23 protein-coding genes are annotated in these 24,671 nt (G+C 61.1%); 3 read left to right on the forward strand and 20 right to left on the reverse strand.

Features of this window, described 5'->3' with window-relative positions; translation table 11 throughout:
• Positions 1-17: 17 nt before the first annotated feature.
• From ACFFT4_RS01415 to ACFFT4_RS01440, 6 genes are all read right to left on the reverse strand, one after another.
• Positions 18-1,298, reverse strand: coding sequence for a CehA/McbA family metallohydrolase (locus ACFFT4_RS01415; protein ID WP_378044456.1), 1,281 nt, complete (start codon positions 1,296-1,298; stop codon positions 18-20).
• 10 nt (positions 1,299-1,308) lie between these two features.
• Positions 1,309-2,193 carry a carbohydrate ABC transporter permease gene (locus tag ACFFT4_RS01420; RefSeq protein WP_378044458.1) on the reverse strand — a complete coding sequence of 295 codons (885 nt, stop codon included), beginning with the start codon at positions 2,191-2,193 and terminating at the stop codon, positions 1,309-1,311.
• A 27-nt stretch (positions 2,194-2,220) separates the two neighbouring features.
• Positions 2,221-3,108: an ABC transporter permease gene (locus ACFFT4_RS01425; RefSeq protein WP_378044459.1), complete on the reverse strand. Its 888-nt coding sequence runs from the start codon at positions 3,106-3,108 to the stop codon at positions 2,221-2,223.
• A gap of 82 nt (positions 3,109-3,190) precedes the next feature.
• Complete coding sequence (locus ACFFT4_RS01430; protein ID WP_378044460.1) at positions 3,191-4,873, reverse strand: extracellular solute-binding protein; 1,683 nt, start codon at positions 4,871-4,873, stop codon at positions 3,191-3,193.
• A gap of 159 nt (positions 4,874-5,032) precedes the next feature.
• Positions 5,033-6,493 carry a response regulator transcription factor gene (locus ACFFT4_RS01435; protein WP_378044462.1) on the reverse strand — a complete coding sequence of 487 codons (1,461 nt, stop codon included), beginning with the start codon at positions 6,491-6,493 and terminating at the stop codon, positions 5,033-5,035.
• The gene (locus ACFFT4_RS01440; protein ID WP_378044464.1) at positions 6,468-8,222 is read right to left on the reverse strand and encodes a sensor histidine kinase; all 1,755 of its coding nucleotides are present in this window, start codon (positions 8,220-8,222) and stop codon (positions 6,468-6,470) included. The genes ACFFT4_RS01435 and ACFFT4_RS01440 overlap by 26 nt, the downstream gene beginning before the upstream one ends.
• Positions 8,223-8,557: 335 nt before the next feature.
• Here ACFFT4_RS01440 and ACFFT4_RS01445 point away from each other — a divergent pair, with 335 nt between their 5' ends.
• The gene (locus ACFFT4_RS01445) at positions 8,558-10,111 is read left to right on the forward strand and encodes a YifB family Mg chelatase-like AAA ATPase (RefSeq protein WP_378044466.1); all 1,554 of its coding nucleotides are present in this window, start codon (positions 8,558-8,560) and stop codon (positions 10,109-10,111) included.
• Here the strand turns inward: ACFFT4_RS01445 and ACFFT4_RS01450 are convergent.
• The 12 genes from ACFFT4_RS01450 to ACFFT4_RS01505 all read right to left on the reverse strand — a co-directional run bounded on the left by ACFFT4_RS01450 (position 10,074) and on the right by ACFFT4_RS01505 (position 20,963).
• Positions 10,074-10,568: a YhjD family protein gene (locus ACFFT4_RS01450; RefSeq protein ID WP_378044467.1), complete on the reverse strand. Its 495-nt coding sequence runs from the start codon at positions 10,566-10,568 to the stop codon at positions 10,074-10,076. The genes ACFFT4_RS01445 and ACFFT4_RS01450 overlap by 38 nt on opposite strands.
• Positions 10,565-11,824, reverse strand: coding sequence for a DNA polymerase IV (locus ACFFT4_RS01455; protein ID WP_378044468.1), 1,260 nt, complete (start codon positions 11,822-11,824; stop codon positions 10,565-10,567). The genes ACFFT4_RS01450 and ACFFT4_RS01455 overlap by 4 nt, the downstream gene beginning before the upstream one ends.
• Positions 11,814-12,014: a hypothetical protein gene (locus tag ACFFT4_RS01460; RefSeq protein ID WP_378044469.1), complete on the reverse strand. Its 201-nt coding sequence runs from the start codon at positions 12,012-12,014 to the stop codon at positions 11,814-11,816. The genes ACFFT4_RS01455 and ACFFT4_RS01460 overlap by 11 nt, the downstream gene beginning before the upstream one ends.
• Before the next feature lie 1,000 nt (positions 12,015-13,014).
• Positions 13,015-13,758: a GTP pyrophosphokinase gene (locus ACFFT4_RS01465; protein WP_378044471.1), complete on the reverse strand. Its 744-nt coding sequence runs from the start codon at positions 13,756-13,758 to the stop codon at positions 13,015-13,017.
• Positions 13,759-13,814: 56 nt separating this feature from the next.
• Positions 13,815-14,681, reverse strand: a complete 867-nt coding sequence (gene hflC / locus ACFFT4_RS01470) for a protease modulator HflC (RefSeq protein ID WP_378044473.1) — start codon at positions 14,679-14,681, stop codon at positions 13,815-13,817.
• A complete protein-coding gene (hflK, locus tag ACFFT4_RS01475) occupies positions 14,678-15,712 on the reverse strand; it encodes an FtsH protease activity modulator HflK (RefSeq protein WP_378044475.1) in 1,035 nt (344 codons plus the stop codon). The genes hflC and hflK overlap by 4 nt, the downstream gene beginning before the upstream one ends.
• Positions 15,713-16,015: 303 nt before the next feature.
• On the reverse strand, positions 16,016-16,411 hold the full coding sequence (locus tag ACFFT4_RS01480) for a YraN family protein (protein WP_378044477.1): 396 nt from the start codon (positions 16,409-16,411) through the stop codon (positions 16,016-16,018).
• 12 nt (positions 16,412-16,423) lie between these two features.
• Entirely contained in the window at positions 16,424-16,747 is a 324-nt protein-coding gene (locus tag ACFFT4_RS01485) for an EscU/YscU/HrcU family type III secretion system export apparatus switch protein (protein WP_378044478.1), read from the reverse strand.
• A complete protein-coding gene (locus tag ACFFT4_RS01490) occupies positions 16,744-18,612 on the reverse strand; it encodes a TP0910 N-terminal domain-containing protein (RefSeq protein WP_378044479.1) in 1,869 nt (622 codons plus the stop codon). The genes ACFFT4_RS01485 and ACFFT4_RS01490 overlap by 4 nt, the downstream gene beginning before the upstream one ends.
• A gap of 198 nt (positions 18,613-18,810) precedes the next feature.
• Positions 18,811-19,437: a ribonuclease HII gene (rnhB, locus tag ACFFT4_RS01495; RefSeq protein WP_378044481.1), complete on the reverse strand. Its 627-nt coding sequence runs from the start codon at positions 19,435-19,437 to the stop codon at positions 18,811-18,813.
• A 212-nt stretch (positions 19,438-19,649) separates the two neighbouring features.
• Positions 19,650-20,069 (reverse strand): thiol-disulfide oxidoreductase DCC family protein, encoded by a 420-nt coding sequence (locus ACFFT4_RS01500; RefSeq protein WP_378044482.1) that lies wholly within the window; start codon positions 20,067-20,069, stop codon positions 19,650-19,652.
• Between the two features lie 132 nt (positions 20,070-20,201).
• Entirely contained in the window at positions 20,202-20,963 is a 762-nt protein-coding gene (locus ACFFT4_RS01505) for a YheC/YheD family protein (protein WP_378044484.1), read from the reverse strand.
• A gap of 251 nt (positions 20,964-21,214) precedes the next feature.
• Between ACFFT4_RS01505 and ACFFT4_RS01510 the strand changes: the two genes are divergently transcribed.
• Together ACFFT4_RS01510 and ACFFT4_RS01515 are read left to right on the forward strand one after the other, a co-directional pair.
• Positions 21,215-22,375 carry an acyl-CoA dehydrogenase family protein gene (locus tag ACFFT4_RS01510; RefSeq protein ID WP_378044485.1) on the forward strand — a complete coding sequence of 387 codons (1,161 nt, stop codon included), beginning with the start codon at positions 21,215-21,217 and terminating at the stop codon, positions 22,373-22,375.
• 103 nt (positions 22,376-22,478) lie between these two features.
• Positions 22,479-22,889 (forward strand): VOC family protein, encoded by a 411-nt coding sequence (locus ACFFT4_RS01515; protein WP_378044487.1) that lies wholly within the window; start codon positions 22,479-22,481, stop codon positions 22,887-22,889.
• 61 nt (positions 22,890-22,950) lie between these two features.
• Here the strand turns inward: ACFFT4_RS01515 and ylqF are convergent, their stop codons facing one another.
• Both ylqF and lepB read right to left on the reverse strand, forming a co-directional pair.
• On the reverse strand, positions 22,951-23,829 hold the full coding sequence (ylqF, locus tag ACFFT4_RS01520) for a ribosome biogenesis GTPase YlqF (RefSeq protein ID WP_378044488.1): 879 nt from the start codon (positions 23,827-23,829) through the stop codon (positions 22,951-22,953).
• A 125-nt stretch (positions 23,830-23,954) separates the two neighbouring features.
• Positions 23,955-24,662, reverse strand: coding sequence for a signal peptidase I (gene lepB, locus ACFFT4_RS01525; protein WP_378044490.1), 708 nt, complete (start codon positions 24,660-24,662; stop codon positions 23,955-23,957).
• Positions 24,663-24,671: the final 9 nt, after the last annotated feature.

The raw sequence follows: 24,671 nt of genomic DNA on the forward strand, positions 1-24,671 counted from the left end.
GCGTCGCCTTCCGTCTTCTATTCCGCATACACGGGGTTGCTCAGCGCGGCGATCAGCTCGCGGCCGGCTTCGGGAAAATAACGCCAAATCTCGACCCGATAAAACCGACGGTCGAGAACGGGCCACGAATAGCCGGCCGCGCCGTCTTCATCCGCCGCGTATCGCCGCTCCTCGCCTCGCTCGGAGACGACTTTTACCGTATCTCCCTGCAACAGCCCGGCGAGATTTAACCGGGCCTCTCCCTTCTCTCCCGAGCTCCGGTCGTACGCCTCTCCCATCATGCGGGAGCCGATCGTCAGGTCGATGGTCGGTCCGTCCGGCGCGTACGAGAGAAAGACACGGCCTTTCCTGATCCCCTCCAGTATGCCGGCGGACGTGCGCGAGCAGGCGTACACCCATGTCGTCGGCATCGCGTGACGGACGTAAGGATGCGGCCGATGCACGTCGCTTCCGCCCACGGCGACCAGCCGCTCCCCGGCGGCGAGCCGCGACTGCCACCAGGCCAGCGCCCGGTCGTTGCGCTCCGTCCACGGTCCGTTCCATACCTCGACCGCGTCGCGCTCCACGTCGAAGCCCCATTCCCACGGGCAGAACTCGCAATGCGGGTGGTTCAACACGACAAGAGCCCCGCTGCGCTTCGCCTCGGCCAGACGGCGGCGAAGATCGTCCGGACCGGGCGCACGAAAATCCCGCACCGGCTCCGTCACGCCGAGCAGGTTGGCATGGCCGCGCGTCGTCGTCAGCTCCATGCCGGGTATGAACACGAGGTCCGTCTCCTGCGGATGGGCGGTATTCTGACTGACCGTATTATGATCCGTCGTGGCGATAAAATCGCACCCGAGCGACGCCATGATCGCCCCCGCCTCGCGCAGCGTATACGTTCCGTCGCTGTGCTCGGTATGGGTATGCAGGTCGCCCTTCAGCCACCGGGGCGTTTCCGGCGCGCAGCGGATGCGGACGGTTACCCGGCAGCCCGCCTGCGGCACGCGATAAGCGCCCAGCAGCACGGCCCACGTTCCAGCGCCCAGCTCTCCCGCCAGGTAGCCCGGCGTCGCCTTCTCGCGGCCGACGGCGATCGACTTTCTCGCGCCGCCGCTCCAGCCGCGAATGCGGGAAGCGTCTCTCAGGCCGAGATCGACGACCGCCTGCCCTTCGCCGAGCGGCTCGACCTCGATTCCGACCTGAAGCTCCTCCGTGCGCTCCGGCAGCTCGAACGGAAGCTCGAGGTAGTAGTCCCGCTCCTCTTCGTGCCGGATCGTCCTAACGATCGTCCGGCTTTCCGGTTCATTTCCGTTCATCTTCTCCCTCCTACTCCTTCACCGACCCGAGCATGATTCCGTGGATGAAATACCGCTGCAAAAACGGATAAACGGCGAGAATCGGAATCATGGACACCATAATTTTGGCCGCGTTTAACGTTTTGTCGGACATTTTGTCGAGCAGGTCCATATTCGTCGAATCCATATACTCCGGCGGCAGCTGCACGACAAGCTGCTGGATATACGTCTGGAGCGGGTAATTTTCCACGCTGCGCATGAAAATCAGACCGTCGAAAAAGGCGTTCCAATGGCCGACGATGCTGAACAGCGTCACCGTGGCGATCGCCGGCAGCGACAGCGGCACGAAAATGCGGACGAGCATATACCACGGACCCGCTCCGTCGATCAGCCCCGCCTCTCCCAGTTCCTTCGGAAGGTTGCGGAAAAAGTTCATCAGCAGCACGACGTTAAAAACCGGCACCGCCCCCGGCAGGACAAGCGCCCAGAGCGAATTGAACATGCCCATGTACTTGACGACGAGATAGAGCGGGATGATCCCGCCGCTGAACAGCATCGTGAACAGCACGAACCACATGTAATAGTGGCGAGCCCGGAACTCCCGGGGACCGCGGGACAGCGGATACGCCATCAGGACGGTCAGGACGAAGTTGACGACTCCCCCGAGCAGCACCCGCTTCGTCGATACGAGGAACGCGTTGCCGAAATGGGGGTCCTCGATAATTTTCCGGTACGATTCGAAATTAAAGCCTTTCGGCCAGAACGTGATGAAGCCGCCCGCGGCCGCCGCGGAATTGCTGAGCGATACGGCCGTCGTATGAATGATCGGAGCGAGCGATGCGAAGGCGGCGAGCGCCATCGCCGCAATCAGGCCGACGTTCCAGGCGCGCGCCGACAACGAGCGATCCCGTACCATTTTCGTTAACACCGCCTTTCTCTAGAACTAGAAAATCCGGTAATTCGCGAACCGGTACGCCAGCCGGTACGAGACGACGATCAGGACAAAGCCGATGACCGATTTCAGCAGGCCGACCGCGGTTGCGAAGCCGTACTGCGCCTGCACGAGACCGACCCGGTACACGTACGTGTCGATGACGTCCCCGGAGGCGTAGACCAGCGGATTGTACAGATTGAAAATTTGATCGAAGCCCGCGTTCAAAATATTGCCGATCGACAGCGTCGCCAGCAGGATGACCGTCGTCGCCAGGCTGGGCAGCGTAATGTACCGCATCTTCTGCCAGCGCGTCGCCCCGTCGATCTCCGCGGCCTCGTACAAGGTCGGATCGATGCCCGCCAGCGCCGCCAGGTAGACGATGGCCGCGAAGCCGAAATCCTTCCACGTATCGGAGCCGATCAGAATCCACGGAAACCAGTCGTTGCTGGCCAGAAACATAATGTTGGTCCCGCCGAACGAAGCGATGAGCCGATTGACGATGCCGCCCGTCGACAGCATGTCGATCAGCACGCCGGCCAGAATGACCCACGACAGAAAATGCGGCAGGTAAACGACCGTCTGCACCCAGCGCTTAAACGCGGCCGCCCTGAGCTCGTTCAGCAGCACGGCGAACGTGACGGGCACGACGATGCCGGCGATGATTTTGCCTCCGGATATGAACACCGTATTGTAGAAAATCGTTTTGCTGTCCCGGATCTGGAACAAATACTTGAAGTTTTCCAGGCCGATCCACGGCGATCTCGCCAGTCCCAGCCCGATGTTGAAATCCTGGAACGCGATCGCGACGCCGAACAGCGGAACGAGGTGAAAAACGACGAGCAGCGCGACGCCCGGCAGCAGCATCAGGTGGTAGTGCCTTTGAAAACCTCTCATCATGCCGTTCACCTCCTTTCTCAAGGCATGACGGAAAGCGCCACCGTCGCGAAAGCTGCGATGGCGCTGCCGTCCTTCCTCCAACTTATCGCTGCTTCAGCTCTTCGCCGATTTCCGCCGTAATCTCGTCGCCGCCCTGCGCTTTCCAATCCGCGACGAATCGGTCGAACTCCTCCAGCGGCTTGCTGCCCATCACGATGGAGAAGAAGGTTTCGTCCTCGAGCTTTTTCAGGTTGGCCCATTTGCGGTCCATCGTCGGCGTCGTCACCGTGTATTCGTTGTAGATGGAATGCATCGGCAGCTTCAGCATTTCCGCCGGCTCGGTATAGCCGTAGAACCGGCCCCAGCCCGCCAAATCCGCCTTCGGCGCCGCTTCGTCCGCCTTCGCCAGATCGTACAGCACCCGCATCTCCGGAATCAGATCGTCCGGCTTGATTTTGCCGGCGAGCGCGTCGGCGAGAACGACCGATTTGCGCTCCACGGCGTCGGCGTAGTCGAACGTCGGGTTGCCGATCGGCCAAAATTCCGTGCTGATCGACGTATCCAGCTTGGCCGCGTCCGGCTCCGCCTTCCGTTCCGCCCGAATGAACGTATTCATGTAGACGATCGCCGCCTCGGGACGCTTGAATCCTTTTTTCACGACGACGAACTTCTGGCTGACCGGCATGAGCAGATTGTTGATCCGGCCCTGCGCATCCTCGATCATGTACACCTTGAACCGCGCGTCCGGATCGTTGGCGTACGTGTCGCGGAGCACGCCTCCCGACCACCACGGACCGAAGAACATGCCGGCCTTGCCGGAAATGACCGTCTCGTCCGTATCCTTGCGAATCGCGAACTCCTTGTCGAGCAGCCCCGCCGTATACAGGTCGCGAAGCTTGCTCAGCGCTTCCTTCGTTTCCGGCAAAATCGAGCCGTACGCAAGATGGCCGTCCTTATCCTTCACCCAGTTGCCGGGGAACGCATTATAGGCGGCGTAGAACCCTTTCAGATCGTGCCTGCCGGACTTCATCGGCACGGTCAGCGTATTGTTCGGTCCCGTCAGCCCGATCGTGCCTTCTCCGCCCGACTTGTTATCGACGAAGGCTTTGGCGATGCGCTCCACGTCCGCGATCGTTTTCGGTCCTTCCAGCCCAAGCTGGTCGAGCCAGTCCTGGCGCACAAACAGCATGCTCGCAGCGTCGGCCTGCACGGAAATGTTCGGAATCGCCATCAGCCGCCCTTGAATCGTCGCCGCCTCCAGCGCCCGGCCGTCGGTCGAGGCGAGAATCTCGCGGGTCAACGGCGCCGCGTACTGCTCGAACACGTCCGTCAAATCCTCGATCTGCCCGGCCTTGGCCAGCGTCCGGAACATCTGCTCGTCGACGACGAAAATGTCCGGAATGTCGCCGCTGCCGATCGCCAGCATCGACTTTTGGTCGAAGTCGCTGCCCGATGCGTACCACAGCACTTTGGCGGTGATGTTGGCCTTCTCCTGCAAATATCTCGTATACTGGTTGTCCTCTACCGTATCGCCCGCAGGCAATTTCGAGTTGGCCCCCACATGCTTAAACGTGGTGAATTCGGCGGGCTCGTCGAGCCGGTACGGATCGATCTCCTTGGCCGACCCGGACGGAGACGCCGGAGCGCCGGCCCCGCCCGACTCGCTCGTCCCGCTCGCTCCTGCGGTATCCGCAGCGTCGTTCGTTTTGCCCCCCGAACACGCCGTCATCGCCAGCGCCAGCACAAGCGTCAGGACGACGAGCCATGCGCTTTTGGATTTTGCCATTGTACAGCCTCCTTAAGGATGAAGTCGCTTTCCTGTGTCCTATCATAAATGAAAGCGCTTCATCATATCGTCATGGCGCATCTTCACTGCGGTCGCAAAACGTCCTGCAATTCGGCGCTAGGCGGCTGCGCAAAAGACGAAACTGCACCTTCGAGCGGATCAATTGTGACTTTTCAGATGTTTTCTCCGGTAATCGCGCGGCAGCTCGCCCGTCGTTTCGCGGAACACCTTGCTGAAGTAGCGCTCGTTCGGATAACCCGACTCCGACGCGATCCAGCTGACCGGCTTGCTTGTGTGGCGCAGCAGCTGGCCGGCGCGTTCGATCCGGCAGTCCCGGACATACTCCTGGAACGTGCGGCCGGTAATGTCGCGAAAGCATTTGCTGAAATAGCTCCGGCTCATATTCACCTTCCGCGCGATATCGGGAAGCTGGAGGTCTTCGTTCCGGTGCTGCTTGACGTAATCGGCCGCCTTGAAAATGCTGGCGACGATGGCCGGAGAATACGCCTCCCGGTTCGCTTGGGCCGTCGCGTTCGCGCGGATGTCCCGCAGCCGCGCCAGCCATTCGCGCCACGTCTGCGGCCGATCGGGCTCGTCGAAGCGCAGCAGCTGCGGGTCGCAAACCTTGACCCACTCCTCCGTCGCCACGTACATCATCTGCTCCAGCTGCGCCGCCGGCAGCTTCAGGGCCGCGGTCCGCGCGGCAAGCCGCGCGAATTCGTCCGCATCCGTCATCCAGCTCAGCCCGGACCAGCCCAGGCCGAGCTGCACGATCTCTTCCCGGGACGCCGCAGGCTCCTCCATCAGCAGCGCGATCGGCCATTCATACTGCCGAGCGCCGTCCTCCGCGCCGTAAAACAGCTCGTTCTCGCCGCGAAGCTGCAGCTTCTGCAGCAGCTCCGGCTTCGCCATCCCGCTCACCCCGCGCAGCTTGACGACAGCTCCGTCCAGCGGATGGCGGCTGCCGCGGAAGGCGGCGGCGTCCGGAGCCTTCGCTCCATCCCTGCCGTCCGCGCCGCTTATGCCTTCTGCGCGCACCCCACCGCTCGCGCGATCTTTTGCGCTGTCCATACCTTTTGTTCCATCCCTACCGTTTATGCCGTCCTCCGCTGCCGCTTCGGCCGTCTCCGCGACGTTCCAGCGCCTTTCCTGTCCGCGCACGCGGAACGAAGCATAGACTTCGTCCTCCTCAAGCCTGCCTTCCGCATCGCGCTCCGCTCCCGCAGAAGGGCCGGGCGGCAAGCTGCGAATGCGATCGGCAATCCGCTCCAGAATCGAGGCCAGCCTATCGTCCTCCAGCTCCACCTTTGTAATATAGTCCAGCACGCCCAGGCGGAGCGCGTCCTTGACCAGCTCGAATTCGTGGTGAAACGTCAGGACGACCATATGCACATGAGGATACCGTTCCTTCACTCGCTTGATCAGCTCCAGCCCGGACATGCCCGGCATCGCCAGGTCGGTCACGAGCAGGTCGACGCCGGTCGCGGCCATCGTCTCCAGCGCTTCCTCCCCGTTGCTCGCCTCGCACGTCACCTCCATGCCGTAACGCTCCCAGGGCATTACGCGAATAATGCCTTGACGCACGAGGTAATCGTCATCCACGACCATCACTTTCAGCATGTTCATCCTCCTTTTCCCTGACGACGGGCAGCAGCAGCGTAATCGTCGTGCCCGTCTGCGGTCCGCTCCGCACGCGCATGTCGGCCTTCCCCGCAAATTGTAGCTCCAGCATCCGGCGCACGTACTGCCAGCCGATTCCCAGCCCCGTCCTGCTCGTCTGCTCGCCTCCGCCGGACAGCATCCGCTCAACCTCCGCTTCGGTCATCCCGTAGCCGTTGTCCCGCACCTCAAGACGCACGCGCCCGCCGTTTTCCTCGATGACGGCCACCTCGATTACTCCCGGATCTCCGCCCTTGTTCCGAAGGCCGTGCGTAATCGAATTTTCCACGAGCGGCTGCAAAATGAACCGCGGCACAGGCAGCTCCAGCAGCCGCGGGTCGGCCTGGTAACGAACCTCGAAATGGAAGTTGTACCGCACCCCCTGCAGCAGAACGTAGTGCTTCAGCGCTTCGATCTCGTCCCGGATGCTTGCCGACCGCCCCTTGCCCAGATTGTAGTAGAGCAGCTTGTTCAGCGTGGAGACGAGCCGGTCCGTCTCGTGATGCCCGTTCACCCGGGCGAGCCAGCGAATCGTATCGAGCGTATTGTGAATAAAATGCGGATTGATCTTGTACAGCAGGTTCTCGATTTCCAGCCGCCGCTTGCTTCTCGCATTGCGGTCGATGTCGCGGATCAGCTCGTTGATCCGGTCCCGCATCGAAGCGAACTGCTGGTGAATTTCCGCGAATTCGAGCAGCGGCTCGCGCTCGTAGCCCGCCAGCTCGGACAAGTGGTCGTTTTTCAGCCGGCGGATGTTGCGCTGCAGATGCAGCAGCGGCTTGTAGACCATGCGCCAGATCGCCAGCGCGAGCAGCGACCCGATGCCGACCGACAGCACCGCGATAACCGCGAACTGCACGATCCAGCGAACGATCTCCTGATTGTAGGAGCGCTTCGGGACAGCCGCCACAACCCGCCACGACTGATTGCTGATCTCCTCGAACAAATAGTAGGCGCCGTTTTCCCCCGGCACGCCGGACAGCTGCGGCAGCGTATCCCCGGTTCGGAACACGTCCTGCTTTTCGCTGTAAGCGATCGTGCCGTTCTGGTCGACGAACAGGTGGAACGTGTCCCGGTAAATATCGTCCGTGTTCAGAATCCGGTCGGTCAGCTTAAAATCCGTCTCGATATACAGGTAGACGTCGTCCCGCGCGGGAATATTCACCTTGCGGATCACGGACAGCACCCGATTGCCGTCCAACGGATTGATTGACGTGTGCGGGCCGTAATACGTCATGCTGAGCTGCTCGGCCAGCACCGGCAGCTTAAACAGATCGAAATCGGGCGCGAGCTGCGAGTTTTGAAAAATGACTTCCTTCGTGTCCGCCAGATAGTAGAAAATGACGCCCAAGGTCGGGTTCGTAAAATGAATGAGGCTCATCTCGTTCATAATTTGCGTTCCCAGCTGCCGCTTGACGGTCAGGTTGTCCGTGCTTAAATACGTGTCCAGCTTGCTGCCCGTCTCCCCTTCGAACACGAGCTGCTGGGAGGCGCGATTCAGCTGGCTCAGCGTATTCTCGAACGACAGGCGCACCAGATGCAAATTGCTCGCGATCCCTTTGTCCGCCTTGTTCTTCAGCATCGCGTACATGGAGGAATACGAGATGCTGCCGATCAGGACGACGGGAAACAACGAGCTGAGCAGGAGCAAAACGATGAGACGATGTTTTAGCGTTTTCGGCAACGGCATCCGCTGACCTGCTTTCTGTCGGAAAATCGCCGCGTCGGGCGTTGGAAGCGCTTGCTCATTATTGATCATAAAGAATCGCGGCCCGGAGTACAATTATGAATTTTTGTTTCCGCGGAATCCGTCCGCTGCCGCTCCCGGGCGAATCGGGCCTCGCTCGGCTCCCGATGCGCGCCGTAACGCTGCATGACGACGGTCCGCAGCCCCTGATACGGCCGGTCGCTCCGACCGTTGACAGCGGCTTTTCCGACGTGTATGCTGGTATCAATCGCAATATTCCCGGAGAGGAAGCACCTTTCCCGTCGCCCTATTTCGGACGGAGGAGGTGTTTTTTTGTTATGTACGCGAAAATAATGAGCGCAAGCGTGCTGGGCATCGAAGGACGCTTGATCGAGGTTGAGGTCAACATCAGCTCGGGGCTGCCCCAGGTGAACGTCGTCGGCCTGCCCGATTCGGCGGTGCGGGAATCGATCGACCGAGTGAGGGCCGCCATTCAGAACGGGGGGATGAAATTTCCGCTGGACCGGGTAACGATCAATCTCGCTCCGGCGGACCTGCGCAAGGAAGGCAGCGCGTTCGACCTGGCCATCGCCGCGGGCATTCTGTGCGCGAGCGGACAGGTCGATCCGGAGCGGCTGGACGATACGCTGTTCATCGGGGAGATGTCGCTAAGCGGCACGATCCGCGGCGTCCCCGGCGTGCTGCCGATGACCGAGCTCGCGCGGCGAAGCGGTATTCGCCGAATGGTCGTGCCCCGCTCCGCCGTGGCGGAAGCCTCGCTCCTTCCGGGCATCGAGGTGCTGGGCATCTCCTCCCTCTCGGAATGGATTAACGGGGAGAGCGGCGAAGAGCCGGACGGGATGCCCGCCGGATTCGGGGCGAAGCGGCTGCGAGGCTTGAGGCGCCCTGCCGATTCGCCCGACAGCGAGCTCGATCTTGCCGACGTAATCGGCCAAGAGCAGGGCAAGCGGGCTTTGCTCGTCGCCGCGAGCGGCATGCACAACCTGGTTTTCGTCGGGCCTCCGGGCACGGGGAAGACGATGCTATGCCGCCGTCTGCCGACCATCCTCCCCCCTCTGAACGAGGAGGAAGCGCTGGCCGTGACGAAAATTTTCAGCGTCTGCGGCAAGCTCGGCGAAGCGCGAACCGGCCTGATCCGCAGCCGCCCGTTCCGCGCCCCGCACCATACGATCTCGGCCGCCGGCCTCGTCGGGGGCGGCTCCGTCCCGAAGCCCGGAGAAGTGACGCTGGCCCACCACGGCGTGCTGTTCCTCGACGAGCTGCCCGAATTTTCCCGCGCCTGCCTGGAGACGCTGCGCCAGCCGCTCGAGGACCGCGAGGTCACGATCGGGCGCGCCAGGGCGGTATGCCGTTTCCCCGCGGGATTTATGCTGGCGGCTTCGATGAATCCGTGCCCTTGCGGAGGAGAACCGAGCGGCAAGCCGTGCGCCTGCTCGCCCGCCGCCGTCGCCAGATATCGATCGCGCATATCGGGACCGCTCGCCGACCGGCTCGATCTTCAGGTGGAGCTTGCGCGCCAGCCGCTGCAGGGTTTCTCCTCCGCGGGGAGCGGGAGCCTCTCCTCCGCGCAAGCGCGCGAGATCGTCGCCGGCGCCGCCGCGAGGCAGCGCGCCCGTTACGCCAGGCACGGCTTTCAATGGAACAGCCAGCTTCAAGGGAGCCACCTGCGCAAGTACGCCAGGCTTTCTTCGGATGCCGAGACGCTCCTGCAGCAGGTGTACGATCGGCTCGGCTTAAGCTTCCGGGCGCACGATCGCATTCTCCGGATGTCCCGCACCATCGCGGATTTGGCCGACAGAGAGGCAATATTGGCCGAAGACGTGGCCGAGGCGATCAGCTACCGCTGCCTGGATCGGGCTGCGCTTCCTTAAGCGGCGGATGCAAAATGTCCGCGCAGTATTTCGCCAGCCGCACGCCGATCTCCGAACGCAGCGTTTCGCGCACGATCGCAAACCTGTCTTCGTATCCGCGGCAGGAGAAGCGGTGATAGATGATCCCGTCGAGCGTCTCGTCCTCGAACACTTTGATGTTTCGTCCCCGCAGCTCCCGGCGGAGGACGAACATTTCTTTGCTCAGCCGATCCATCAGAAGCTGGAGAAACTGCTCGAAATACCGTTTGAACAGATTGGGCGTCCGCCGGATCTCCTGCAAGCTCTTGTCGCACATGGTCAGCATATGAGGATACATGATCGAGTCGCGGACCATCGTCAGCTCTTCGGGAGTAATGCGGCCCTTCGACGTTCGGCCGCCGCGATTCTCGTACTGCTCCTGATGCTCGGTCAGCAGCATTTTCGATTTCCACCTTTCGTTTTTTTGCAGCTTGCTCATTTGTAATGCCCTCCGATCTGTGCGGCCCTCTCGCGCGCGACGCCGGCTTCCAGCAGCGAGGACGCCCTCATGATGGCGACGCTGCCGTACCGGTCCTTGATCCCGTCCGTCGTCCGCTCGATGTCGTATTCGGAGGCGCGGTTCTCGAACAGCGTAAGCTGGTACGCGCTGTCGTCGGTCAGCTCCGTCAAGACGACGTGCAGACGGGTGACCGACATACCCTGCCAGTAGGTGGCGAACAGTCTGTGCGCCGCGGTCGCCACTTCCCGGGTCAGGGAGGTCGGCTCCGGTAAAGTCGTCTGCCGCTGAAAACCCGACTGGCGCTCCCCGTCCGTCTCCGATACCCCGACCGCCACGACGCGGCCTTGATAGCCCAGACGGCGGGCTCTGCGGCAGATTTCGACGACCAGCTCCAGCAGCACGACCTCGAGATCTTCAAGCTTGCGGTACTGGCCGGCCTTAAGCGCTTTGCCGTGGCTGACGGATTTGAGTTCGCCGCGGATCGCGGATTCGACCGGACTCGGATCGATGCCGCGCGCCGTCTGCCAGTAATATTCCGCCTGAATATCGCTCTGCCTGCCCATCTCCCAGCGCATCCGGCGCTTAAGCTCGGCCAGCTCGAGCCGGGCGACGTCTCCGATCGTCGGCAGTCCCATGCGCTGGAAATGGACGGCCATTCTGGACGCGACCATAAACATTTGATGCACGGGCAGCGGCCATAGCTCCTTCTCGATATTTTCGTAGTCAAGGCGGAAAATTCCGATTTCGTTTTTTTTCGCGAAATTATCCGTGGCCATCTTGGCGAGTATTTTGCTCGGCCCGATCCCGATTCGCGCCACTACGCCCGTCGCCAGCCGGATATAATGCTGAATGTACCGCGCGATCTCCTCGGCCGAGCCGTAGCTGCCGATCGATCCGGTCACGTCGATGAACTGCTCGTCGATGCTGTACGGCTCGACCAAATCGGAGACGGACTCGAAAATTTCCGTCATCAGCAAAGAAATCGTAATATACCGCTGCATTCTCGGCCGAATGACCACCAGATCGGGACATTTCGCGCGGGCCTGGAAAATTCTTTCCGCATTGATGACCCCGTACTTCTTCGCCACCGGGCATGCGGCAAGAATAATGCCCGCCCGGCGTTCCGGGTCCCCGACCACGACTGGTTTGTTGCGATATTCGGGGTGGGCGGCCTTCTCGATCGAAGCGTAGAAGGACTGGCCGTCCACCAGAAAAATCGTGCGCTCAGGAGGCATGCACGATCACCGGCTGCGCCGCCAAAATCCGTTCCGACGCGAATCTCCTCGGCTCGTTGCGCGACAGATCGAACGCATGCACCGTACCCCCGTCGACCCGGATGATCCGAATCGTCCTTTGGCTGATCCGCTCCTTTTTGTCCATATACACGATAACGACCGTCCGGCCCACATACTTGGCTATGGACATCTTCCTCGCCTCCACAGGGAACGTTTGTTCTTATCATAATACGAACAATTGTTCCCCGGCAATACTCAATTTATTCCTGCTCGTCCGCATGAGAACCAGCGACTGTAGGCGAAATGAACATCCGTGGCGGCTGGACGATGCGAGTTTCTGGTTGGAAGGATGGTAGAGGTTGGGGGTGGCGAAATGCGGGGGGCGGCGGAGGATGCGGGCTACAGGCGGTAGGAGCGGCGGGCCATGCGGCTACGGCGATAGGGGGTAGGAACGGCGGGCCATGCGGCTACGGCGATAGGAGGTACGGAAGATTCGGAAGGCGGGGCGGTATAGGCCACGGCGATACAGGCGGTGGCGATACAGGCGGCGGAAGATGGCGACGGTACACAACAAACCTGCGAAAGGAAACATGGCTTCGACGAGGCAAGATAGTTGTTCTAAGGAATCGGTTATCTTGGGCGGAAATTGGCGGTTTGGCGGGGCGTTGTTCTAAGGAATCGGTTATTGCGAGCGGAAATTGGCAGTTTGGCGGGGCGTTGTTCTAAGGAATCGGTTATCTCGAGCGAAATTGGCGGTTTTGACGGGGCGTTGTTCTAAGGAATCGGTTATCTTGGGCGGAAATCGGTGATTTGGTGGGGCGTTGTTCTAGGGAATCGGTTATCTTGGGCGGAAATTGACGGTTTGGCGGGGCGTTGTTCTAAGGAATCGGTTATCTCAGGCGGAAATTGGCGGTTTTGGTGGGGCGTTGTTCTAAGGAATCGGTTATTGCGAGCGGAAATTGGCAGTTTGGCGGGGCGTTGTTCTAAGGAATCGGTTATCTCGAGCGAAATTGGTGGTTCGGCGGGGCGTTGTTCTAGGGAATCGGTTATTGCGGGGCGGAAATCGGGGGATTGGCTGAAAATCGAGGAGGCGGTTGGGAAGGGACGACTACTCGTCGGATTCGGGGAATGCGAACGGGAACGGAAGACAGCCAAAAGCTGCTCTCCCGTTCCCGCGCGATGCCGCTATGCTATTCGTTGCCGCCTTGCTGCACGCCGTCGATCAGCTGCAGGAACGCCGCCGGAATCGGGTATTCCTGGTCGCGGATAATAATCCGCTTGGAGCCTTCCGGAGGGGCGTTCTCCATCCGGTTTTCCTTGATCTCGAGCACTTCGTTGTGAAGCCGTTCCATCTGCTTGTCGAGCGCGGCGGCGGAATCGGCGGCCTCTTTCAGCTCGCGAAGCAGTTCCGCAGGCACGGATTCGTTGTACTTGTAGAAAATTTTATGCTCGAGGCTCGCCCAGAAATCCATGGCGATCGTGCGGATCTGCACCTCGACGCATACCCGCTCCTGACGGTCGGACATGTATACCGGCACCTCAACGATCAGATGCAGGCTCTGGTAACCGTTCGGCTTCGGATTGCGAATGTAGTCCTTCGTGTCGATGATGTTCAGGTCGCTCTGAATTTTAAGCATGTCGGCGATCCGGTAAATATCCGAGACGAACGAACACGTGATTCTCAGCCCGGCGATGTCCTTGATGTTGCTACGAATGCTCGGAAAGGAGATGTCGCAGCGCTTCCGGTACATTTTGTTCAAGATGCTCTCGGGCGATTTCAACCGCGATTTCGTATGCTCGATCGGATTGTAGTCGTGCAGGAAATGAAACTCTTCCTTCAAAATCTCGATCTTCGTCTCCAGGGAATCGAGCGCGAATTTGTACATCATCAGAAACCGGGTAATCTCGTCCTTGAATCGCTTGAATTGCTCCATCGGTAACGGTAAATTAGTCAGAATGGTTCACCTTCTGCGTCAGGTCAAGCAATGACTTACTTGCCCAATAGGATGCGAGTGTACGGCGAATCGATCGGCAGCAGGATGACCGGCTCGTTGTTCAGCGTCGTCACGTAGCTCTGCAAAGTCCGGTAGAAGCTGTAGAACTCGGGATCTTTGCCATAAGCCTGGTTGTAGATTTGCGCGGCTTCCTGTTCCCCTTGCGCGATAATCTTCTTGGCGTCCGCCTCGGCCTGGGCCAGCAGCTCGGTCGCCGTGCGGTCGGCCTTGGACGTGATTTTCCGGGACTCCTCGTCGCCCTCGGACAAATAGCGGGCGGCGATCGCCTGACGGTCGGAGATCATCCGGTTGTAGACGCTCTCCTTGTTGCTCTCCGGCAAATCCGTCCGCTTGATGCGCACGTCGACGATCTCGATGCCGTAGTTGTCGCGGATGATCGCGTCGGACACGTCCTTCGTAATGTCATCGTTGATGTTGCCGCGCGCCGTATTCTCGCTAATTATATTATCATAGTTGACCTCGGAAAGCTTGCGCCGGACGGAATTGTATACCGCCTCGTCGATCCGCTGGACGCCTCCGCTGACTGTCTGAACGGTTTTCAGGAAGTGCTGCGGATTGGTGATTCTCCATACGGTGTAGTTGTCGACGATGATCGGCTTTTTGTCCTTCGTCAGAATCGAGGTCGGATTGCTCTCGTACGTCATCTGATATTTCGGAAGGGGAGAGACGCTCTCGATAAAAGGAATTTTCACGTACAGGCCCGGGCTGCTCTCCACCCGCACCGCCTCGCCAAACTTCAGGACAACCTTGTATTCCCCTTCTTTGACGACGAACAAGGAGCCGCCGAGCAAAATCAGAGCGACGATAATCGATCCGACCCAGATGATCAGCTTTTTGTTCATGGCGCCGTCCCTCCTTGCTGCTGAGCGCCGGCCGAGCCGGAAGCGCCCGAAGCGGATGATCCGGGGGGCCTGAGCAGCTCGTTAAGCGGCAAATATTTGACCGTCTCGCCCGCGGAGGAATCGGAGATGATAATTTGCGCGTTCGGCAAAATTTTCTCCAGCGTTTCCATCAGCAAACGGCTTTCGGTAATGCCTTTGTTTTTCACGTATTCCGCGTAAATCGCGTTGAACTGGGCGACGTCCCCCTGCGCATTCAAAATCCGCGACTTCTTCACCGCTTCCGCGTTTTCCAGCTGCGCCTGGGCTTCGCCGCGGGCTTTCGGAATTTTGTCGTTCTCGTATTTGGAGGCGTTGTTGATCTTCGTGTTTTTCTCCTCGCGGGCGTTCGTCACCGCGCGGAACGCTTCCTCCACCTGGCCGCTTGGCGGCTCGATGTCCTGGAATTTGATGTCGATGATCTGGATGCCGGTCTGGTATTTGTTTTGCAGCTCCAGCAGCCGCTCCCGGACCTTGTCCTGGATTTCCGTCTTCCCGTCCGTGATGGCGTAATCAAGCTTCTCCGAGCCGATGACGGAACGGATGGAAGAGCTGGCGGCATTGCGCAAAAATTGCTCCGGATCGTCGATATTGTACAAATAATCGCGAACGTTGCTGATTTTCCACTGGACGACCGCGTCGGCGGAGACGATATTTTCGTCCCCGGTAATCATCATCGCTTCCTCTTCGACCGGCGTATCGACGTTCCCGTTTACCCGGTACCCGATATGGATGCGCTGCGTCAGCTCGGCAGGCACGATGATGACCTTCTGGATCGGAGACGGCCATTTGAAATGCAGCCCCGCCGTCGTCTCCCCCGTATACTTGCCGAAAGTCAGTATCGCGGCGCGTTCCTGCTCCTGCACGGTGTAGAAGCAAGAAGATCCGAGCACCACGACGATCAGCGCAATGACGCCGATAATGATTTTTTTCAGCATGCCCGGCGGCAGGTTCAGCGGGTTATTTTGCCGTTTCGGTATTTTCACCAGTTCCATGCGGCTTTGTGCCTCCTCGTCTGTTTTCTATCGTGTCTTTATTTGTTACGTGCCAGGGCGCCTTGGCGTTTCAACTGCTTTTGCCGAGCGGCTTGCGAGAATAAGCGAAGGGATGACCCGGACTCGGAAAAAAAGGCGGGAAACGGAGGCAATCCGGCGGAAAGGCGAACGCGCGAAAAAGGGGACTCCCAAGCAGGGACGTACAGGATGATCGATGAAAAATGCGGGCATCCAACCCTCGTTGATTGTTCGATGCGACTCTTCAACTTAAGGGACGGCTCTTCGCTTACCCCGTCGGGCACGTCAGAACGCGTTCGGCACATGGCGGATATCCGCCACGCTGCCGTCGCGGCCAAAGGTGACGGCCACGACGTCAAACCGTACGCTATCCGCGGCGGCTCCGCGCGTCTTCAGGTAGATCGCGGCCAGCTCGCGCACTTGACGGCATTTGCGCGGCGTGACCGCTTCGATCGCCGTGCCGAACCGGGAAGGGCCGGTTCGCGAGCGAACCTCCACGAAGACAAGCGCGTCTCCGTCTCTGGCGATCAAATCCAGCTCGCCGGAGCGGCAGCGCCAATTGCGCCGCTCCACGACGAATCCCGCTTCGGCGAGATACGCTGCGGCGGCCTCTTCGCCCGCGCGGCCGACGGCCGCCTTATCGCGCTTCTCCGGCCGCTCGCCGCCTGCTGCATCCTTCATCGCAACCTCTCCTTACAGCGGCTTTCGTCCCCGCCCGTTGGCGCCTAGTCCGGCGCGGCGATCCGAACGGTATACGAAGCTAAGCACTTCCGCCACCAGCTTGTACAGCTCGGGCGGAATTTCCTGATTCAAGTCGAGCTTGGACAGCACCTCCACCAGAGAGGAATCCTCCTGCAGCGGAACTCCGTTCTCCTGCGCCCGTTTCATGATTTCTTCCGCGATCGCGCCTTGCCCTTTGGCGACGACGATCGGAGCCGAGCCCTTCTCGGGCTCGTATTTCAGCGCGACGGCTTTCTTCGGAACGAATCTCTTGTTGTCCGATCCCGACTCGTTCATGCTCTATAGTCGACTCCCTTGTACGGTTTGGCGGCATAATCCCCCGCCGCGATCGCTCTGTGCGCGTAATCGGCCGACGACCGCGCCGAAGCGGCCGAGCCGACTTTCCATTCCGGCAGAGAAGACGAAGTAAGCGACAGCAGTTGGAATCCGGCCGACGACATCCCGTCAGCCAGCTCCTCCCGCGCCCCCTCGATCAGCTCGGTCATGCCCGGAAAGTCGCTCAGCAGCTTTAAGGAGACGATTCGGTCGACGACCTGCACGTCGACGAGCGTATCTCCGAGGTGGCGCATACGCAGGTCGAACAGCAGATGGCAGTTGTCGGCGTCCCATTCTCCCCGCCGGCCGCGCCTTGTCTGCACGTGAACGGTCGCGGTCGTCTCTCCGTCCGATCCGCGCATCGGGACGAACAGCGTCATATGGCTGAACGGCGCCGCCGCGCCCCGGTCGGACGAGAGCAGCAGCTGCTGGCCCGTCACCTGGCTCGCCAGCGTCTGCGCCGCTTCGCGCAGCGCCGGCGGCACGTCGTCGCGCGCCGCAAGGGCCAGCAGCGCGCCCTTGAGCGTCTCCGCGGCCGACCGCGCTTCCTGCCCGGGGGCCTCCGCCCCCGCCGGCGCTCCGCCCGCGGCCGGGTTGGGCCCGGCGTCCGGCAGGCCGCCGGGCAGCCGGGCTTCGGCGGCGTGCAGGAGCTGACGCTCATGCCCGACGCCGAGCCACTGCAGGAAGCGGCCGATCCACGCCGCTTCCGGCTTCGCTGCCGACGCCTGCTGCTGCCCCGCAGCAGCGGCGTCGGCACGGCCATCGGCGCGGCGGCCGTCCGCGGCCGCGCCGTCTTGGGCAGCGGGGCGGCTTCCCGCCGCCGCTGCCCGCTCTTCGGCCGCCGGCGCCCGGGCGGCGGCCGCAGCGGAATCAGCCGGGCGCGCAGCTTCCGGCTGCAACTGCGCAGGCGCAGCCTGCGGGGCCGCCCCGGCCTGCGGCTGGGCGGCCGCTCTGGCCGCGGCGGCGCCGTCGCTCCGGGGCGCTGCGGCTTCGGCGGCGGGCCGGGCCGGCTCGCCGCCCGCGCGCGCGGAGGCGGCGGCTGCCGCGGCATCGCGCTGCGCGGCGTTCGCCTCCGGCTTCGCCGCAGCCTGCGCTTCGCCCTTGCCCGCGCGCGGCTCGCCCGCCAGCAGCGCCTCCCCCTCCGCCAGGATGGAGGCGCCTTGCGCCAGCAGCGCGGCCAGCCGCTGTCCCAGCGCCGCCGCTTCCGGCGACGCCGTCTTGGCTCCCCCGCTTCCGAGCCAGCCGTCCAGCGCCGCGCGGAAGCCGGCCAGCTCCTCGTGAACCGGCGGCCCGAACAGCGCTTGCCTGAGCGAGGCCAGCGTCGTCTCCGTCGGCTTCAGCCCGCGGCGGAACGCCACGTCCGCCGCGCTCGTCCACGACTCCGCGTCGACCCCGGGCGGTTTTAAAGCCGCCGCCGCGTTGAAGAACGCCGCCGTATCCTTCCCGATCGGATAACCGTCCCGCTTCAATCCGCGCACCAGCTCCATCGCCCATTTCTGGTCCGTCAGGCCGAACGTCTTGAGAACGTCCTTCATCCCTTCCTCCGGCAGCGCGTCCGTCGCGTCGGCCAGCGGCTTCAGCGCGACGAGTCCTCCCGCCCCTCCCGGCTGAACCTGCAGCAGCGTGCCTCTGCCGAGCGGCATCTCCGCGTCCAGCTTGGCTCTCACCTGGACGCCGTTAATATTGACGAGCGCCTCCTGGTTGTCCAGCATTTCCATCAGGACGCCTCTGACGATTTGACCGATTCTCAGCTCCAGCGAGCGGCTGTCGGCCGGCGCCGCGTCGCCCAGCATCGCCCGCAGCATCGGACCGATATTCATGCTCATGCCCTTTTCCTCCCCGCTCACGCGACGTCGAGTCTTCCATGCTGCCGGAACTTCCGATACTCGCGTTGCTTCCGCTGCGCTTACGTTTTTATTCCGTGACTTTGTTTTTACCCTCTATGACGCCGTAAACCGAACTGTTTGCAACCCGTACTTTATGTATCGGCGCCGGAACGGCCTTTCGTGAATGACGCCGCAGCCTCAGAAAAGCGCCTGCTGCTCGGCCTCTAGCCCTTTCAGGAAGCTGCGCCGATGCATCGGCGTCGGTCCGAGCTCAAGCAGCGCCTGACGGTGCGTCTTCGTTGCGTAGCCTTTATGTATCGCAATTCCGTAGCCGGGGTACAGCGCGTCCCACACTTCCGCGCACAGCCGGTCCCGCGTCACTTTGGCGACGATCGACGCGGCCGCGATCGACTGGCTCAGGCTGTCCCCCTTAATAATCGCCGTCTGGGCAACGTCCAGATCTACGCTCTCCGCGTCGATGAGCAGATGCTCGGGCGCAATGCCGAGCCCCAGCACCGCCTGCTTCATCGCCAGCCTCGACGCCTGCCGGATGTTGATTTTATCGATCACGGACGATTCGACTCTCGCTACCGACCAGGCCGCGGCTTCCGCTACGATCTGCTCGTAGAGCCTGTCCCTCTTTTTCTCGCTGAGCTGCTTCGAATCGTTGACCTCCTCGAGCACGAGTCCGACCGGCAGCACGACCGCGGCCGCCACCACGTCTCCGAACAAACAGCCGCGCCCGACTTCGTCCACGCCGGCCACCGCCGTCAGTCCTTGCGACCACAGCTCGCTCTCATAAGCCAATCTATGGATAGCTTCCATTGCATATCTTCCTCCCAGCCTGCATCCCTCTATTGTCCGCGATCTCCGCCCGCATGCCAAGCTCTTTTTGGGCTTGTCCGCCCGCGGATCGCCTCCTGCGTTCGTTCGATTTCCCTTGCGATTCCCCACATTTCGGCTATATTTACAATATAGCACATATGTTCGCCCCCAGGCAAAAACGCCTTCGTCGTCCTCCGGACGCAAATCTCGTGCTACTCCAGAAACCGCGAACGCATTTCCGGAGTCGGCAGCAGGCAGCTTTCGCTGCGGCCGAACCACCGGTAACGTCGGCGCGCCACGAAATCATACGCCCGATCGCGAACGAAACGCGGCAAGACGATGGCCGGATAAGCGATCGCCCAGGGCAGTCCCAGCTTCCTGCCGATTCGCAGAGCCGCGGCGGATTTCGTATAATACTTCCCGTTGTCGACCATAACGAACGTCTCCAGCGCGTCCTCCGGCATGCCGCCTTCCTGCAGCAGCTTTTTGCCCCGTTCGGATTGCAGCGAAGCAAAGCGAAAAATCGCGCGCTTGTCCCGGCGGATCACAAACTTGGCGAGACCGTGGCACATGTTGCAGTGTCCGTCTATGAGCAGCACGATCGGCTCGTCTTGTTTCTCCTTGCGCTTCATAGCCACCGTCTCCTTTCCCGCTTCCATTGTACCTCTATTTTCCGCTTCGGCACAGCGCCTGTCGATACGAATCTCCGCCGGCCATGTAAGCCTGGCAGCTATTTACGCCGCGCCTGGCTCCCAAGCCCGCGCTTAATTCCCGTTTTTGACGCGGCCGTATTTTTTCGCGAATTCGGTAATGCGCCGGTATCCCGACTTGTCCACGCTTTTCAAAGGATAATACTGCGGCCGGGTGTTCGCTTCGAGAATCCACAAACGCCCTTCCCTGTCTACCGCCACGTCCAGACCGATCTCGCGGAATCCGTCCAGGTGCCGGTCGAAGCAATGACCCGCCGATTCGCCGAGCAGCTCCAGCTTCCGATGGGCTTCGCGGATGGCCGAATCGGAGTAGCCGGCCCCCTTCATCGTTTCTTTGAAGCCGGACAATCTTCCCCCGCTATGATAGTTGGTGACGACCTTTCCCCGTTTTCCGATTTTGGCGAACACGGCGGTGGCGGTCCAGCCGCTCCCGTCCTTCTGCGCCATGACGCGAAGATCGAACGGCCGGCCTTTCGTCAGCGCGAGGTCGATGCCTCTCTGCAGCAAATAACGTTGACCGCGCGCCAGCGACTTCATCCTCGCATGCAGCTCGCCCGCCGACAATCCGCTCCGTCTTCCGCCGCTCCCGCTAATCCGGTATCCGCCCGAGGACAACCGTTCGATACGGGCGATTCCTTTTCCCCCCGTGCCTTTCGAGGGCTTGAAATAAAGGACCGAATGCCGCTTCAGCATCGTTTCCAGATTCTCTCTTCCGAACAATCTCGTCTCCGGAACGTAGGGTTTCAGATTCGAATCCCCGAGCATCCATCCGGTTTTCCTCCATTTGCTTGCGATCGACTTGCTGGCGTATCCCACATGGCCTCCCCCTTTGCTCGCGCTATTTCAATAGCATATGAAAGCTTCCCGGCAGCCCGTCACCGCGCAGTTCCCGTTACGATTCCGCAGAATGTTCGCGTGCCTTCCGTCAAGAGATTAACGTAGGGTTCTCGGAGAGGTATAATAAGATAAAACGCATTCCAAACGGATGCGAAGGCCAAAGCTGCCGATTATGGATCAGGCGAACTTGCCGGAAGGCCGGTCGCACATCATAAAGGAGTGGGAAAACGATGACCTCTTGGCAAGATCCCTATATCCGCAACGAAGAGGAACGCGCGCGCGCGGCGCGGGTGGAAGAGCTGGCGGCCCGGTTCGCCGCGAGAGCCGAACAGCACGACAGGGAAGGGACGTTTCCGTTCGAAAATTTCGCCGACCTGCGCGAGGCGGGTTATCTGAAACTGACGGTTCCGCGCGAATACGGAGGAGACGAGGTGTCGCTGTACAGCCTCCTCCAGCTGCAGGAGCGGCTGGCGTACGGAGACGGCTCGACCGCGCTGGCCGTCGGCTGGCACGTCGGTCAGGTGCTTCACTTCCGCACAAGCCGCAAATGGCCGGAACCGCTCTTCGCCGATCTGTGCCGTTCCGTCGTCCGGGACGGGACGATGATCAACACGTTCGCGAGCGAGGCGGCTTCGGGCAGCCCGAGCCGGGGAGGCCGCCCCGAGACGACGGCCGTTCGGGCAGACGGGGGATGGCGGATTACAGGCCGTAAAACGTTCAGTACGCTGGCCCCGATTCTCGATCGGTTCATCGTAACGGCGTACGTGCCGGAGGAGGACTGCGCCGCCGAATTTCTCGTCGAACGGACGGAGCGGGTCAGCGTCGTCGAAACCTGGGATACGCTGGGGATGCGCTCGACCGGCAGTCACGACGTCGTGCTTGACGGCGCGTTCGCGGGAGCGGACCAAAGAATTCGCGGCAAAGGCGAGGACGACGGGGGCGGTTGGCTGCTGCACATTCCCGCCTGCTATATCGGCATTGCCCGAGCGGCCAGAGATTACGCGCTGGAGTTCGCCCGCTCGTACCGGCCCAACACGTTAAGCGAGCCGATTGCCTCCCTTCCTTCCGTGCGGCAGACGATCGGAGAGATGGAGCTCGAGCTGCGAACCGCCCGTTCGCTGCTATACGAAGCGGCGGACCGCTGGGACCGCGAGGAGAGCCGACGTCCCTCGTTAAGGCCGGAGTTCGGCATGGCCAAATACGTCGCCGTGAACAACGCCATTCGGGTTGTCGATTTGTCGATGCGCATCGTCGGAGGCACGAGTCTCTCCCGGCGTTCGCCCCTGGAACGCTACTACCGGGACGTCCGCGCCGGCCTGCACAACCCGCCGATGGACAACGTCGTATTGCAGATGCTGGCGGATGCCGCCATCGGGGAAACGCGCGCCTGATTGTCTGCCGAAGGGCAGCCTGCCGCAGCAAGAACGTATGTTTGCATCCGATACGGAGTTATGGTATGCTCCATTCGAAACCCATTCAAAAGGAGTGAGCCGTTTGCCGTTAAACGCTTATTTGAATTTCGACGGGAACACCCGGGAAGTCGTCCAGTTTTACGCGCAGGTGTTCGGGCTCGAAGAGCCGCATATCATGACCTTCGATTCGATGCATTCCGAAGAGGAATTGCCTCCGGGAGCGGGAAGCCGGGTCATGCACGCGTTCCTGAACATCGGCGGGGGCACCCTGATGTTCTCCGACACGTTCCCGGGTATGCCCTTCCAGCAAGGCACCAACAACTTTTCTCTCGCGCTCGTGCTGAATGACGAGAACGCGCTCCGCGACGCCTTTCATAAGCTGAAGGAAGGCGGATCGATCGTAATGGAGCTGCAGGAAGTGCCTTGGAGCAAGGTTTACGGCAGTCTAACGGACAAATACGGCGTTTCTTGGCAATTTAGCCTGGAGAGCTGAAACGGTTTCCACTAATACAAAGGGGCTATCCCATAAGCAGATCTGCTTATGGGACAGCCCCTCATTTGTATTTCTCTGCGGCCGGTCCCTCGAAGGTGATCCGTCCAAGTTTGCCCGAACGCAAATCCCGCAGCAGCACGCCCGCCGCCTTCTCGTAATCGACATGGCCTCCGCCAACGATGCAGCCTCTGCGGCGGCCGATGCTTTCCAGCATCTCGACGGCGGCCTGCATGTCCGGCAGCTCTGCGGGCAGCTCTTCCAGGCCGTAACGCTCGGTCAACGCCGCGCCGTATTCCTCGACGAGCACCTTCAGCATAAAACAAGCGACCTCGTCGATATGCAGAACGTCTTCCTTGATCGCCCCCGTAGCCGCAAGACGGAAGCCGACGACGGGATCGTCGAACTTGGGCCACAGAATGCCCGGCGTATCGAGCAGCTCCAGCTCTCCCCCGGAACGAATCCACTGCTGTCCTTTCGTCACTCCGGGCCGGTCCCCGGTTACCGCGACGTTGCGTCCGGCCAACCGGTTGATCAGCGTCGACTTGCCGACGTTCGGAATGCCGACGATTAACGCGCGAATCGGCCGAGGCTTCATCCCCTTGGCGATTTGGCGGTCGATCTTCTCCTTGAGCAGCTCCTTGGCTTTGCCGGCCAGCTCCTTGACCCCCGTGCCTGCGTTGGCGTCGATCGAATGGACGGCCAGTCCCTTGTCGCGAAAATACCGGCTCCATTCCGCCGTCCGGTCCGGGTCCGCCAAATCCGCCTTGTTGAGCAGCACGAGCCGCGGCTTCGAGCCGGTAATCTCGTCCACCATCGGATTGCGGCTCGAGCTTGGAATACGGGCGTCGAGAAGCTCGAACACGACATCGATCAGCTTCAGCTTTTCCTCGATCTGCCGCCTCGCTCTTGTCATATGGCCCGGGAACCATTGGATCGTCATATCTCGTCCCCTTCCTTACTGTCTTTTGAACGCGACTATAAAAATCGGGGACTGTCCCCTCTAAGTCCGGCGAAAGACGCTTGAACGTCCCCGACGACTTATATACGGAACAGCCCCGTGTTAAATCAATGCTTTACCAGCTTGAAATCCTTGATCGGCCAGAAAATCAAATCCGCGCGGCCCACGATCTCGTCCACCGAGACGTAGCCGATCATTCGGCTGTCCTCGCTGTTGGGCCGATTGTCTCCCATGACGAACACCGTTCCTTCCGGCACGACGCCGTCCGGGAAAGAGCTGTTCGGAAAGTTGGAACGATCCCCGTCGTAACGGTTGTACAGCACGCCATCCGAGTGGGCTTTGTCGTAGGCCCCCTGCAAATAAGTTTCGGCTAACGGTTCCCCGTTTATGTAGACCTGGTCGCCGTCGACCTTCACGGTCTCGCCCGGCAGCGCGATCACGCGCTTGATGAAATCGCGGCCTTCCTGCGGCACATGGAACACGATCACTTCCCCGCGCTTCGGCTTGCGAATGTCGTAGATGATTTTGTTGACGATAATCCGCTCCCGGTTCCAGAAATTCGGTTCCATGGACGGCCCGTCTACGATAAAGGGACTGACCAGAAACCAGCGGATGACGAGCACGAGAACGCCGGCGATCGCAAGCGCCTTGATCCATTCCACCAGCTCGTTCTGCGAACGCTTGGGAGGCCTTGCCCTTCTGCTTGCGTCGGAAACCGCGCCCGCCCCGTCGTCGCGAGCCTCGCGATCATCCGCGGCCAAGTCTGTTTCCTGCCCGGCCGATTCGTTTGGTTTGGAATTGTAGTTGTGGTCCATTCGCAATCG

It is taken from the genome of Cohnella cellulosilytica (assembly GCF_042431195.1).
In the GTDB taxonomy this organism is placed as follows: Bacteria; Bacillota; Bacilli; order Paenibacillales; family Paenibacillaceae; genus Cohnella; species Cohnella cellulosilytica.

Coding starts and splice junctions, on each gene's coding strand:
- ACFFT4_RS01465 (WP_378044471.1), bottom strand. CDS start 13,758: ATGGAGCAATTCAAGCGATTCAAGGACGAGATTACCCGGTTTCTGATG.
- ACFFT4_RS01485 (WP_378044478.1), bottom strand. CDS start 16,747: ATGAACGAGTCGGGATCGGACAACAAGAGATTCGTTCCGAAGAAAGCC.
- ACFFT4_RS01480 (WP_378044477.1), bottom strand. CDS start 16,411: ATGAAGGATGCAGCAGGCGGCGAGCGGCCGGAGAAGCGCGATAAGGCG.
- ACFFT4_RS01455 (WP_378044468.1), bottom strand. CDS start 11,824: ATGCCTCCTGAGCGCACGATTTTTCTGGTGGACGGCCAGTCCTTCTAC.
- ACFFT4_RS01420 (WP_378044458.1), bottom strand. CDS start 2,193: ATGGTACGGGATCGCTCGTTGTCGGCGCGCGCCTGGAACGTCGGCCTG.
- ACFFT4_RS01500 (WP_378044482.1), bottom strand. CDS start 20,069: ATGAAGCGCAAGGAGAAACAAGACGAGCCGATCGTGCTGCTCATAGAC.
- ACFFT4_RS01425 (WP_378044459.1), bottom strand. CDS start 3,108: ATGATGAGAGGTTTTCAAAGGCACTACCACCTGATGCTGCTGCCGGGC.
- ACFFT4_RS01460 (WP_378044469.1), bottom strand. CDS start 12,014: ATGTCCATAGCCAAGTATGTGGGCCGGACGGTCGTTATCGTGTATATG.
- hflK (WP_378044475.1), bottom strand. CDS start 15,712: ATGGAACTGGTGAAAATACCGAAACGGCAAAATAACCCGCTGAACCTG.
- ACFFT4_RS01450 (WP_378044467.1), bottom strand. CDS start 10,568: ATGAGCAAGCTGCAAAAAAACGAAAGGTGGAAATCGAAAATGCTGCTG.
- lepB (WP_378044490.1), bottom strand. CDS start 24,662: ATGGACCACAACTACAATTCCAAACCAAACGAATCGGCCGGGCAGGAA.
- ACFFT4_RS01445 (WP_378044466.1), top strand. CDS start 8,558: ATGTACGCGAAAATAATGAGCGCAAGCGTGCTGGGCATCGAAGGACGC.
- ylqF (WP_378044488.1), bottom strand. CDS start 23,829: ATGACGATCCAATGGTTCCCGGGCCATATGACAAGAGCGAGGCGGCAG.
- ACFFT4_RS01490 (WP_378044479.1), bottom strand. CDS start 18,612: ATGAGCATGAATATCGGTCCGATGCTGCGGGCGATGCTGGGCGACGCG.
- rnhB (WP_378044481.1), bottom strand. CDS start 19,437: ATGGAAGCTATCCATAGATTGGCTTATGAGAGCGAGCTGTGGTCGCAA.
- ACFFT4_RS01440 (WP_378044464.1), bottom strand. CDS start 8,222: ATGCCGTTGCCGAAAACGCTAAAACATCGTCTCATCGTTTTGCTCCTG.
- ACFFT4_RS01510 (WP_378044485.1), top strand. CDS start 21,215: ATGACCTCTTGGCAAGATCCCTATATCCGCAACGAAGAGGAACGCGCG.
- ACFFT4_RS01430 (WP_378044460.1), bottom strand. CDS start 4,873: ATGGCAAAATCCAAAAGCGCATGGCTCGTCGTCCTGACGCTTGTGCTG.
- ACFFT4_RS01415 (WP_378044456.1), bottom strand. CDS start 1,298: ATGAACGGAAATGAACCGGAAAGCCGGACGATCGTTAGGACGATCCGG.
- ACFFT4_RS01435 (WP_378044462.1), bottom strand. CDS start 6,493: ATGCTGAAAGTGATGGTCGTGGATGACGATTACCTCGTGCGTCAAGGC.
- hflC (WP_378044473.1), bottom strand. CDS start 14,681: ATGAACAAAAAGCTGATCATCTGGGTCGGATCGATTATCGTCGCTCTG.